Below are 12,533 nucleotides of genomic sequence, written 5' to 3'. Positions count from 1 at the left end.
GGTCCCGGACAGGGAAAGGGAAGGCAGGCAACACGATGGACAACCTGAAGCTGGAACGCGCGGGCGGGGTCGTGACGGTCCGTCTGCACCGACCGCACGTGCTCAACGCGCTGAACACGGAACTGCTGGGCGAACTCCTGCACGTCCTGCGCCCGTTGGACGCGGACGACGCCGTCGGATGCGTCGTCGTCACCGGTTCCGAACGGGCCTTCGCGGCCGGCGCCGACATCAGGGAGATGGCGGGGAAGTCGGCCGTGGAGATGGCAAGGGAGGACTACTTCTCCGCCTGGGAGGACTTCGCGGACCTGCGCACCCCGCGGATCGCCGCGGTGAACGGCGTCGCGCTCGGCGGCGGCTGCGAACTGGCGATGATGTGCGATCTGGTGATCGCGGGGGAGTCGGCGGTCTTCGGGCAGCCGGAGATCAAGCTGGGGGTGATCCCGGGCATCGGCGGCACCCAGCGCCTGACCCGTCTGGTGGGCCGCGCGAAGGCGATGGACCTGGTCCTCACCGGCCGCACGATGGACGCCCTCGAGGCGGAACGCGCGGGCCTGGTCTCCCGGGTGGTCCCCGACGACCGGGTACTGCCCGAGGCGTGGGAGGCGGCGGCGGCCGTCGCGTCGTACGGGGGCGCTGCGGTGCGGGCGGCCCGCGAGTGCGTGGACCGGGCCCTGGAGACCGGCCTGCGGGACGGTATCCGCTACGAACGCCGTGTCTTCCACGCCCTGTTCGCGACGGAGGACCAGAAGGAGGGGATGGCCGCGTTCCTGGAGAAGAGGCCACCCCGCTTCACCGGACGCTGAGGCTCCCCGGGCGGCGGGCACGGCGGGCACGGCGAGTGCGGCGGGCCCGGGGCGCGCACCCTCGCGCCCGCCCGTCCGCCCCCGTCACGCCGTCACCTGGCCGCCGCCGACGCCCGGGCCACCCCCTGCTCCTTCGGCCCGAGGAACCGGGGATCCGGCTCGAACACCGCGTCAAGGGCCGCCTTGCCCGCCGCCAGGACCTCCCGGGCGCCCCCGTAGAGCCAGGTGACGTCGTGCTTGGCGGCGACGCCGACACCGTAGGAGTCGACGCCCGCCGCCTCGCACAGCGCGACCGCCCGCCGGATGTGGAAGTCCTGGCTGATCAGCACGGCCCGGTCGACGCCGAAGATCTTCTTGGCGCGCACACACGAGTCCCAGGTGTCGAATCCGGCGTAGTCGCTGACGATCCGCCGGTCCGGCACGCCGTGCCGCGTCAGATAGGCGCGCATCGCGTCGGGCTCGTCGTAGTCCTCGCGGCTGTTGTCTCCGGTGACGAGGACGACCTGGATCCGGCCGGCCCGGTACAGCTTCGCCGCCGCGTCCAGCCGGTGCGCGAGGTACGGCGACGGCTCGCCGTCCCACAGCCCCGCCCCGAACACCACGGCGACCTCGCGGCTCGGCGCCTGAGCCGTCGTGCCGATCCGGTCGGACGTGGACACGTACAGCCAGGTGGCCGGCAGCAGCCCGAGCACGCACCCGGCCATCACGGCCTGCACCAGCCGGCGCCGCCCGGTGCGGGTGCGCGGCAGCCGCGGTCGACGGATGTCCATGAGATCCCCCTGGTCGAAAAACCCCTTCGACCAGGAAGGACGCGGCGGGCGGTGATCCGGTTCGCCCTCCCGGCGTGTGTCCCGCGCCTCACACCCGTCCCGCTCCGGCGGTGAAGCCCCGGAAAACAGTCGTGACGGTCAGGCAACGGGGGTGCAATCTCGGCCGGGCAGGATGGGTGCATGAGCCAGCCACGTCTCGTCCACCTCGACGGCCGCCGGCGGCCCGGCCCGCCCGCGCTGGTCGTCGTCGCCCACGGCAGCCGTGACCCGCGCGCCCTGAGCACCGTCCGCGCGCTCCTGGACGTCGTCCGCGCCGAGCGCCCCGGCCTGGCGGTCCACCTCGGGCACATCGAACTGAACGAGCCCCTGCTCACGGACACCCTGGCCGCTCTGGACGACCGCGGCACGACGGACGCCGTCCTCGTCCCGCTCCTCCTCGCCCGCGGTCACCACGTCAAGCACGACATCCCCGAGACGGCGGCGCGGGCCCGGGTACGCACGCGCGTGGCGGCACCGCTGGGGCCGCACCCGCTGCTGGCGGAGACCCTGCACGCACGCCTGACCGAGGCCGGCTGGCGCACACCGGCGACCGGGCGGGAGCGCAGGGCGAGCGCGGTGGTCCTGGCGGCCGCCGGGTCCCGCGACCCCGACGCGGCGACCGACACCCGCCGTACGGCACGGCTGCTCGCCGACCGGCTGGGCGTGCCGGTGGTCCCCGCCTACGCGTCGACTGCGGCCCCGACGGTCGCGACGGCGCTGCGGGCCCTGGCCGCGCGAGGACGCGACCGGGTGGCGGTGGCCTCCTGCTTCACGGCCCCCGGCCGGTTCGCGACGGAGGCCGCGCAGGCGGCCCCGTGGATCGCCGCGGCCCCGCTGGGCGTCCACCCCCTGATGGCGAGCCTCCTGCTCCACCGCTACGACCGGGCCCTCGCGGCCGACGGCCGGAGCGACGCCGCCTGAGAGGCGCGCGAGAAGCACGCGAACGGCTGCGGACGGGTGGGGCGCGCGAACGCACGCGCCCCACCACGCACGCCACGCACGCGCCCCGCAGTGAAGCCCGCGGAGAACCCCGCAGGCGAGTACCGCCCCGATTGTCACTCCCGCCGCTTACTGTCGAATCATGGAAGGCACCGCACACCCCGACACCGCCTATGACCCGACGTCAGTCGCCCGCTGGGCCCCCGAGCCCGACAAACGCCCCGGCCGTACCGCCTTCCAACGCGACCGCGCGCGCGTCCTGCACTCGTCGGCGCTCAGAAGGCTCGCGGCCAAGACGCAGGTGGTCACCCCGGGAGAGCGCACCCCGGAGTGGGACGCGACGCCGCGCACCCGCCTCACCCACTCCCTCGAGTGCGCCCAGGTCGGCCGGGAGCTCGGGGCGGCCCTCGGCTGCGACCCGGACCTGGTCGAGGCGGCCTGTCTCTCCCACGACCTCGGCCATCCGCCGTTCGGCCACAACGGCGAGCAGGCCCTCAACGACTTCGCGCGGGACTGCGGCGGCTTCGAGGGCAACGCCCAGTCGCTGCGCCTGCTGACCCGGATCGAGCCCAAGCGCTTCACCGAGGAGGGCTCCGTGGGCCTCAACCTCACCCGGGCCGCCCTCGACGCCGCCACCAAGTACCCCTGGCCGCGGGGCGGCCACCCCACCGACCCCGGCTCGCCCAAGTTCGGCGTCTACGACGACGACCGGCCCGTCTTCGACTGGGTCCGCGAGGAGGCCCCCGGCACGCGCACGTGCTTCGAGGCCCAGGTCATGGACTGGGCGGACGACGTGGCGTACTCCGTCCACGATGTGGAGGACGGCCTGCACGCGGGCCACATCGACCCCAACTGCCTGCACGCCGAACCGGAACGCCAGGAGATCTTCCGGGTCGCCGTCGGCCGCTACGTGCCCGCGGGCACCGATCCGGCCGAGCTCGCCGCCGCCCTCGACCGCCTCCAGGACCAGGAGTGGTGGCCGCACGGCTACGACGGCACGGCGGTGGCCCAGGCCCGCCTCAAGGACGCCACCAGCCAGCTCATCGGCCGCTTCTGCCTCGCCGCCGAGGGCGCCACGCGCGCGCGGCACCACGCCGGCCGCCTCACCCGCTACGGCGCCGAACTCGTCGTCCCGCACGAGACGCGCCTGGAGTGCGCGGTCCTCAAGGCCGTCGCCGACCGGTACGTCATGCAGCGCGCCGAACAGGAACGCCTGCGCGCCGACCAGCGCGTCGTCATCGGCGAACTCGCCGAGGCCCTCACCGCACGCGCTCCCGACGGCCTCGACCCCCAGTTCCGCGCGCTGTTCGACCGGGCCGCCGACGACCGCGCCCGCAAGCGCGTCGTCGTCGACCAGATCGCGTCGCTCACCGACGCCTCCGCCCGCTCGATGCACCGCCGTCTGACGACGCGCACCGGACGCTGACCGGGAGCGCCCGGTCCCGCCGGGTGCGCCCAAACGGCCGACAACGCGCCACGGCGTGCCGTGATCGGGCACGTCCCCCTTCCCCCATCACGCCGCGTGCGGGACGCTCGCATATGGCGGCACGCTCAACGAGGAGGCATCACGTGGTCGACGCGGATCAGACATTCGTCATCGTCGGAGGAGGCCTGGCCGGCGCGAAGGCGGCCGAAACGCTGCGAGCGGAGGGCTTCACCGGCCGCGTGATACTGATCTGCGACGAACGCGACCACCCCTACGAGCGGCCGCCGCTCTCCAAGGGCTACCTGCTCGGCAAGGAGCCGCGCGAGAGCGTCTTCGTGCACGAGCCCGCCTGGTACGCGCAGAACGACATCGAGCTGCACCTCGGCCAGACCGTCGACGCGATCGACCGCACCGCGAAGACGGTCCGCTTCGGCGACGACGGCACACTCGCCCACTACGACAAGCTGCTGCTGGCCACCGGCGCCGAGCCGCGCCGCCTGGACATCCCGGGCACCGACCTGGCCGGCGTGCACCATCTGCGCCGGCTGGCGCACGCCGAGCGCCTCAAGGGCGTCCTCGCGGCCCTCGGCCGGGACAACGGCCACATCGTGATCGCCGGCGCCGGCTGGATCGGCCTGGAGATCGCGGCGGCGGCCCGCGAGTACGGCGCCGAGGTCACCGTCGTCGAACCCGAGCCGACGCCGCTGTACGGGGTCCTCGGCCCCGAGCTCGGCAGCGTCTTCGCCGACCTGCACCGCGAGCACGGCGTCCGCTTCCACTTCGGCGCCCGGCTCACCGAGATCGTCGGGCAGGACGGCATGGTCCTCGCCGCCCGCACCGACGACGGCCAGGAGCACCCGGCGCACGACGTCCTCGCCGCGATCGGCGCGGCCCCGCGCACCGCCCTCGCCGAGGCGGCCGGCCTGGAGATGACCGACCGTGCCCACGGCGGCGGCGTCGCCGTGGACACGACGCTGCGCACCTCGGACCCCGACATCTACGCCGCCGGCGACGTCGCGTCCTTCCCGCACGGCCTGTTCGACACCCGGCTGCGCGTCGAGCACTGGGCGAACGCCCTGAACGGCGGGCCGGCGGCCGCCCGCGCGATGCTCGGCAAGGAGGTCGCGTACGACCGTGTGCCGTACTTCTTCTCCGACCAGTACGACCTGGGCATGGAGTACAGCGGCTGGGCGCCGCCCGGCACGTACGACGAGGTCGTGATCCGCGGCGACGCGGCCAAGCGCGAGTTCATCGCGTTCTGGGTGAAGTCGGGCAGGGTGCTGGCCGGGATGAACGTGAACGTGTGGGACGTCACGGAACCCATCCAGAAGCTGATCACCGCCCGGACGCCGGTGGACACGGAGGCACTGGCCGACCCCCACGTCCCCCTGGACGGTCTGCTCCCTTGAGTGTCGGTGCGCCCCCGTAGAATCACCACGTGGCAGGACGGATCAACGACGAGGACGTGAAGGCTGTTCGGGACGCGGTCCCGATCGACGCCGTGGTGTCCGAGTACCTCCAGCTGCGCGGCGCGGGCGGCGGCAACCTCAAGGGTCTGTGCCCGTTCCACGACGAGAAGTCGCCGTCCTTCCAGGTCAGCCCGAGCAAGGGGCTCTTCCACTGCTTCGGCTGCCAGGAGGGCGGCGACACCATCACGTTCGTGATGAAGGTCGACCACCTCACCTTCTCCGAGGCGGTGGAGCGGCTCGCCGCCCAGGCCGGCATCACCCTGCGTTACGAGGAGGGTGGCTACAACCCCTCCCACCAGCGCGGCGAACGCATCCGCCTGGTCGAGGCCCACAAGATCGCCGCCGAGTGGTACGCGGAACAGCTCGCCCTCAGCCCCGAGGCCGACACCGGCCGGCTCTTCCTCGCCGAGCGCGGGTTCGACCAGGCCGCCGCCGTCCACTTCGGCGTCGGCTACAGCCCCCAGGGCTGGGACCACCTCACCCGCTTCCTGCGCGGCAAGGGCTTCACCGACAAGGAACTGCTCCTGTCCGGGCTCGCCCAGGAGGGCCGCCGCGGGCCGATCGACCGCTTCCGGGGCCGTCTGATGTGGCCCATCCGCGACATCGGCGGCGAGGTCGTCGGCTTCGGCGCGCGCAAGCTCTACGAGGCCGACAACGGGCCCAAGTACCTCAACACGCCCGACACGGCGATCTACCGGAAGTCCCAGGTCCTCTACGGCATCGACCTCGCGAAGAAGGAGATCGCCAAGTCCAGCCGCGCGGTCGTCGTCGAGGGCTACACCGACGTCATGGCCTGCCACCTGGCCGGCGTCACCACCGCCATCGCGACCTGCGGCACGGCCTTCGGCGGCGACCACATCAAGATCCTGCGCCGGCTGCTGATGGACAACGGCAGCGCCCGCGTGATCTTCACCTTCGACGGCGACGCGGCCGGCCAGAAGGCGGCCCTGCGCGCCTTCGAGGACGACCAGAAGTTCGCCGCCGAGACGTACATCGCCATCGCCCCCGACGGCATGGACCCCTGCGACCTGCGCCTCGCCAAGGGCGACGAGGCGGTCGCCGACCTGACCCGACCCCGCACCCCGCTCTTCGAGTTCGCGCTCCGCCAGATCGTCGTCCGCTACGACCTCGACACCCCCGCGGGCCGCGCCGCCGCCCTCGACGAGGCCGCGCCCATCGTCGCCCGCATCAAGAACAGCGGCGCCCAGCACGAGGTCGCCGTCCAGCTCGCCGGCATGCTCGGCATCCTGGACACCCAGTTCGTCGTCAAGCGGGTCGCCCAGCTGGCCCGCTGGGCCCGCGACCGGGGCGGCAAGGGCCCGGCGCCGGCCGGCCGCGGCCCCCAGGAGTACGACGCCTCCCCCCGGCAGGCCTCGGGCCCGGCCCTCACCCTGCGCAACCCCGTCTACGCGACGGAACGCGAGCTGCTCAAGCTCGCCCTGCAGCGCCCGGAGCTGGTCTCCCCGGCCTTCGACGCGTACGGGGCCGACGAGTTCACCGCCGCGCCCTACTCCGCCGTCCGCCAGGCAGTCCTCGACGCGGGCGGCGCCGAACTCGGCGTCCAGGACGGCTCGGAGTACCTGGTCCGCGTCCGGGACATGGCCCCCGACGACGCCGTCCGCGCGATGGTCACCGAACTCGCGGTCGAGCCGATCATGCGCCGCACGGTCGACGAGGTGTACGCGGGCAACGTCCTGGTGCAGGTCCGCCGCCGGGCCGTCGAGCGCCGCGTCCGGGAGATCCAGATCACCGTCAAACGGCTGGAGGCGGGCGGCGACCCGGCGCAGCTGGCCGCCGCCAAGAACGAGCTGTGGGTCCTCCAGCAGTACGACCAGGCGCTGAAGGTGCACGGCCCCGACGCCCTCTGAACAGCACGTCACCGGCCGGACTCAAAAAGTCACCGCACGCCCCTCGTGGCGACGATGTGCCGTACGCCACACTGGGTCCGGTGCCTGAGTCCTCGGAGCGGCCCCCAGTACCTCCGCCGCTCACCTCAGCAGCGATCATCCTGGAGGTCGCCCCCGTGCAGACCCGGACCCTCACCCCGACCGACAGCACCGCCGAGAGCGCGCCCGACGGTAGGGAACCGGACGCCGAGACCGACGTCCTGGTCGCGGTCCCGCCGCAGAACCGAGCCGCGCACCACCCGGAGACGCGGACCGGCGCGGACGCGGCGACCGGGACCGGCCCCGACACGGCCGCCGACACGGCCGCCGAGTCCGACGCCGAGCCCGCGGACCCGCCGCCCGAGGCGCTCGCGGACGGCCCCGAGCCCGAGCCCGTCGAGGCCCCGCGCCGCGCCCGCGTCACCGAGAGCGCCGGCCCGTCCTCCGACCTGTTCCGCCAGTACCTGCGCGAGATCGGCCGCATCCCGCTGCTCACCGCGGCCGAGGAGGTGGAGCTGGCCCGTCGCGTGGAGGCCGGCCTGTTCGCCGAGGAGAAGCTGGCCGGCTCGGCCGACCTGGCCGGCGAACTCGCCCTCGACCTCGACCGGCTGGTCGTCAGGGGCCGGATGGCCAAGCGCCGCCTCATCGAGTCCAACCTGCGGCTCGTGGTGTCCGTCGCCAAGCGGTACGTCGGCCGCGGGCTCACCATGCTCGACCTCGTCCAGGAGGGCAACCTCGGCCTGATCAGGGCGGTCGAGAAGTTCGACTACGCCCGCGGCTACAAGTTCTCCACCTACGCCACCTGGTGGATCCGGCAGGCCATGTCCCGCGCGCTGGCCGACCAGGCCCGCACCATCCGCGTCCCGGTCCATGTCGTCGAACTCATCAACCGGGTCGTCCGCGTCCAGCGCCGGATGCTCCAGGAACGCGGCTACGAGCCCACCGCGGAGGAGGTGGCCGCCCAGCTCGACCTGCTGCCGGAGCGCGTCGGTGAGGTCCTGCGGCTGGCCCAGGAGCCCGTCTCCCTGCACGCGCCCGTGGGCGAGGAGGACGACGTGGCCCTCGGCGACCTCATCGAGGACGGCGACGCGGCCAGCCCCGTGGAGTCGGCGGCCTTCCTGCTGCTGCGCGAGCACCTGGAAGCCGTGCTCTCCACGCTCGGCGAACGCGAGCGGAAGGTCGTCCAGTTACGTTACGGACTGGCCGACGGCCGCCCGCGCACCCTGGAGGAGATCGGCCGCATCTTCGGCGTGACACGCGAGCGGATACGGCAGATCGAGTCGAAGACCCTCAACAAACTGCGCGACCACGCCTTCGCGGACCAGCTCAGGGGCTACCTGGACTGAGCCGCGCCGACCGGGCGAGGCCGCTCGCAGTCACCCGTTGCGAGCGGCCCCCACGGCACGGCACGGCGCGGCAAGGCATGGCGCACGGCCGACCGTCCGTCCCCGGTCAGTCGACCTCCGCCACCGCCTCCGCGAACTGCGCCTTGTACAGCCGGGCGTAGGCCCCGTCCGCCGACAGCAGGTCGCTGTGCGCGCCCTGCTCCACGATCGAGCCGTTCTCCATCACCAGGATCGTGTCGGCGTCCCGGATGGTCGACAGCCGGTGCGCGATGACGAACGACGTGCGCCCGTGGGCCAGCTTCGCCATCGCCTTCTGGATCAGCACCTCGGTGCGGGTGTCGACGGAGCTGGTGGCCTCGTCGAGCACCAGGATCGTCGGGTCGGACAGGAACGCCCGCGCAATGGTGATCAGCTGCTTCTCACCCGCGCTGACCCCGCTGCCCTCGTCGTCGATCACGGTGTCGTAGCCGTCGGGCAGGGTGCGGACGAACCGGTCCGCATGCGCGGCCCGCGCCGCCTCCTCGATCTCGCCCCGGGTGACCTCCCGCGACGCGCCGTACGCGATGTTCTCCGCGATGGTGCCGCCGAACAGCCAGGTGTCCTGCAGCACCATGCCGATCCCGGCGCGCAGCTCGTCACGGGACATCCGCGCTATGTCGACGCCGTCGAGGGTGATGCGTCCGCCGGAGACGTCGTAGAACCGCATGAGCAGGTTCACCAGCGTCGTCTTGCCGGCGCCCGTCGGACCGACGATGGCGACCGTGTGGCCGGGCTCCACCGACAGCGACAGGTCCTCGATCAGCGGCTTCTGCGGGTCGTAGCGGAAGGAGACGCCCTCCAGCGCCACCCGTCCGCGCAGCTCCGCGGGCCGCTCGGCGACCACCGGGTCCGCCTCCTGCTCCTCCGCGTCGAGGATCTCGAAAACCCGCTCGGCCGAGGCCACGCCCGACTGCACCAGGTTCGCCATCGACGCGACCTGCGTCAGCGGCATCGAGAACTGACGGGAGTACTGGATGAACGCCTGCACGTCGCCGATGGACAGCGAACCCGACGCGACGCGCAGCCCGCCGACCACCGCCACCAGCACGTAGTTGAGGTTCGACACGAACATCATCAGCGGCTGCATGACGCCGCTGTTGAACTGCGCCTTGAACCCGGCCTCGTACAACGCGTCGTTCTGCTCGGCGAACTGCTCGGCCGACTGCTGCTGACGACCGAACACTTTCACCAGGGTGTGACCGGTGTACATCTCCTCGATGTGCGCGTTGAGCTTGCCGGTGGAGCGCCACTGCTGCACGAAGTGCGGCTGCGACCGCTTGCCCACGCGGGTGGCCACGACCGCCGACAGCGGCACGGTGACGAGGGCCACCAGCGCCAGCAGCCACGACACCCAGAACATCATCGCCAGCACGCCGACGATCGTCAGCAGCGAGTTGACGAGCTGCCCCATCGACTGCTGGAGGGTCTGCCCGATGTTGTCGATGTCGTTGGTCGCGCGGGACAGCACCTCGCCGCGCTGCCGCTTGTCGAAGTACGACAGCGGCAGCCGCGACAGCTTCGTCTGCACGTCCTCGCGCATCCGGAACATCGTGCGGTTGACGGCCCTGTTGACCAGGCGTGTCGCGCCCGCCATCAGCAGCCCGGCGACCAGGAACACCCCGACCGCGACCAGCAGGACCTCGCCGACCGAGCCGAAGTCGATGCCCTTGCCGGGCGTGAAGTCGGTGCTCCTGAGCATGTTGGCGACACTGGTGTCGCCGCGCTCCCGCATCGCGTCGAGGGCCTGCTCCTTGGTCGCCCCGGCAGGCATCTCCCGGCCGACGATGCCCGCGAAGACGAGGTCGGTGGCCCGGCCGAGGATCTTCGGTCCGACCACGTTGAGGCCGACGCTGAGCACGACGCAGAACAGCATCACGCAGAGCGTCAGCCGTTCCGGCTTGAACTGGGCGAGCAGCCGCCTGCCGGACACCTTGAAGTCCAGCGAGCGGTTCTCGGGACCGGTGCCGGCCATCATGCGCCCCATGGGCCCGGCCATCAGGCTGCCTCCGCTTCCGTGAGCTGGGAGAGCACGATCTCCCGGTAGGTCTCGTTGTCCGCCATCAGCTCGCGGTGGGTGCCCGTGCCGACGACCCGGCCCTCGTCGAGGACGATGATCCGGTCGGCGTCGCGGATGGTCGCCACCCGCTGGGCGACGATCACCACGGTCGCCTCGGCGGTCTCCCGGCCGAGCGCCGCCCGCAGCGCCGCGTCGGTGGCGTAGTCGAGGGCCGAGAAGGAGTCGTCGAACAGGTAGATCTCCGGCCGCTGCACGAGCGTGCGGGCGATCGCCAGCCGCTGCCGCTGACCGCCGGAGACGTTCGTGCCGCCCTGCGCGATGGGGGAGTCGAGGCCGTTCTCCAGCTTGCTGACGAAGTCCTTGGCCTGCGCCACCTCCAGCGCGTGCCACAGCTCCTCGTCGGTGGCGTCCGGATTGCCGTAGCGCAGGTTGGTGGCGACCGTGCCCGCGAACAGGTACGGCTTCTGCGGCACGAGACCGACGGTCCGCGCCAGCAGCACCGGGTCGACCTCGCCGACGGCGACCCCGTCCACGAGCACCTCGCCCTCGGTGGCGTCGAACAGCCGGGGCACCAGCCCGAGGAGCGTGGACTTGCCGCTGCCGGTCGAGCCGATCACGGCCGTCGTCTCACCGGGTCGGGCCACCAGCTCGACGGCCTTCAGGACGGGCTCCTCGGCCCCGGGGTAGCGGAAGCCGGCCCCCCGGATCTCCAGGTGCCCGCGCCGGCGCAGCTCGGTGACGGGCGCCGCCGGCGGCGTCACGGACGACGAGGTGTCCAGCACCTCCTGGACGCGCTCGGCGCACACCTCCGCACGCGGCACCATCATGAACATGAAGGTGGCCATCATCACGGACATGACGATCTGCATGAGGTAGGCCAGGAACGCGGTCAGGTCGCCGATCTGCATTCCGCCGCTGTCGATCCGGTGCGCGCCGAACCACACCACGGCGATCGACGACAGGTTCACCGTCGTCATGACCACCGGGAACATCAGCGCCATCAGGTTGCCGGTCTTCAGCGAGACGCCGGTGAGATCGGCGTTGGCCTCCCGGAACCGCTGCTGCTCGTACTCGTCCCGCACGAACGCCCGGATGACCCGGTTGCCGGTGATCTGCTCGCGCAGCACCCGGTTCACGGTGTCCAGCTTCATCTGCATGGACCGGAACAGCGGCCGCAGCCGGCGCACGATCAGCGTCACGCAGATGCCCAGGGTCGGCACGACGGCGACGAGCACCGCGGACAGCGGCACGTCCAGGCCGAGCGCCAGCACGATGCCGCCCACGCACATGATCGGCGCCGACACCATCAGCGTGAACGTCATCAGGGCCAGCATCTGGATCTGCTGGACGTCGTTGGTCGTCCGGGTGATCAGCGAGGGAGCGCCGAAGTGGCCGACCTCCCGGGCGGAGAAGGACTGCACCCGGTCGAAGACGGCCGCCCGCACGTCCCGGCCCAGGGCGGAGGCGGTCCTGGCGCCGTAGTAGACGGCGCCGATGTTGCACACGACCTGCGCCAGCGAGACGGCGATCATCACGCCGCCGAACGTCAGGATGTATCCGGTGTCTCCCTCGACGACGCCGTTGTCGATGATGTGCGCGTTCAGAGTGGGCAGGTAGAGGGTGGCGCAGGTCTGCAGGAGCTGCAGCAGCACCAGAAGAGCGATGGGTTTCCTGTAGGGCCTGAGATAGGTCCGCAGAAGTCGTATGAGCACGCTACGTCTCTCGGAGTCGGCGGGAGGGGCATGGGGTAGCCGGGAGGGCATTGGTTGCCCCTGGCCCCTATCGTCCGACACCCCACC

Annotated in this window: 9 protein-coding genes; 6 read left to right on the top strand and 3 right to left on the bottom strand. The window is 72.2% G+C overall.

Annotation, left to right across the window (positions count from 1 at the left end; translation table 11 throughout):
• Positions 1 to 35 precede the first annotated feature (35 nt).
• Positions 36 to 803, top strand: a complete 768-nt coding sequence (locus tag QF032_RS13345) for an enoyl-CoA hydratase-related protein (protein ID WP_306952422.1) — start codon at positions 36 to 38, stop codon at positions 801 to 803.
• A 92-nt stretch (positions 804 to 895) separates the two neighbouring features.
• On the opposite strand, the gene QF032_RS13340 is transcribed toward QF032_RS13345, so the two are convergent.
• Positions 896 to 1,573: a SanA/YdcF family protein gene (locus tag QF032_RS13340; RefSeq protein ID WP_307056073.1), complete on the bottom strand. Its 678-nt coding sequence runs from the start codon at positions 1,571 to 1,573 to the stop codon at positions 896 to 898.
• Positions 1,574 to 1,753: 180 nt separating this feature from the next.
• Here QF032_RS13340 and QF032_RS13335 point away from each other — a divergent pair, with 180 nt between their 5' ends.
• The 5 genes from QF032_RS13335 (at position 1,754) to QF032_RS13315 (ending at position 8,678) form a co-directional block, all read left to right on the top strand.
• Positions 1,754 to 2,533, top strand: coding sequence for a sirohydrochlorin chelatase (locus QF032_RS13335; protein ID WP_307042736.1), 780 nt, complete (start codon positions 1,754 to 1,756; stop codon positions 2,531 to 2,533).
• 160 nt (positions 2,534 to 2,693) lie between these two features.
• Positions 2,694 to 3,977, top strand: a complete 1,284-nt coding sequence (locus QF032_RS13330; protein WP_307056072.1) for a deoxyguanosinetriphosphate triphosphohydrolase — start codon at positions 2,694 to 2,696, stop codon at positions 3,975 to 3,977.
• A 143-nt stretch (positions 3,978 to 4,120) separates the two neighbouring features.
• Complete coding sequence (locus QF032_RS13325) at positions 4,121 to 5,386, top strand: NAD(P)/FAD-dependent oxidoreductase (RefSeq protein ID WP_307042732.1); 1,266 nt, start codon at positions 4,121 to 4,123, stop codon at positions 5,384 to 5,386.
• Positions 5,387 to 5,415: 29 nt separating this feature from the next.
• Positions 5,416 to 7,314, top strand: a complete 1,899-nt coding sequence (gene dnaG / locus QF032_RS13320; RefSeq protein ID WP_306952427.1) for a DNA primase — start codon at positions 5,416 to 5,418, stop codon at positions 7,312 to 7,314.
• 56 nt (positions 7,315 to 7,370) lie between these two features.
• A complete protein-coding gene (locus QF032_RS13315; RefSeq protein ID WP_373430332.1) occupies positions 7,371 to 8,678 on the top strand; it encodes an RNA polymerase sigma factor in 1,308 nt (435 codons plus the stop codon).
• A gap of 106 nt (positions 8,679 to 8,784) precedes the next feature.
• Here the strand turns inward: QF032_RS13315 and QF032_RS13310 are convergent, their stop codons facing one another.
• Positions 8,785 to 10,713, bottom strand: a complete 1,929-nt coding sequence (locus tag QF032_RS13310; RefSeq protein WP_307042728.1) for an ABC transporter ATP-binding protein — start codon at positions 10,711 to 10,713, stop codon at positions 8,785 to 8,787.
• Positions 10,713 to 12,446 carry an ABC transporter ATP-binding protein gene (locus QF032_RS13305; protein ID WP_306952430.1) on the bottom strand — a complete coding sequence of 578 codons (1,734 nt, stop codon included), beginning with the start codon at positions 12,444 to 12,446 and terminating at the stop codon, positions 10,713 to 10,715. Before QF032_RS13305 ends, QF032_RS13310 begins: the two co-directional genes overlap by 1 nt.
• Positions 12,447 to 12,533: the final 87 nt, after the last annotated feature.

Source organism: Streptomyces achromogenes, assembly GCF_030816715.1.
Lineage (GTDB): Bacteria > Actinomycetota > Actinomycetes > Streptomycetales > Streptomycetaceae > Streptomyces > Streptomyces achromogenes_A.
The sequence above is the reverse complement of the archived record's forward strand: the minus strand, read 5'-3'. Positions and strand labels throughout refer to the sequence as shown.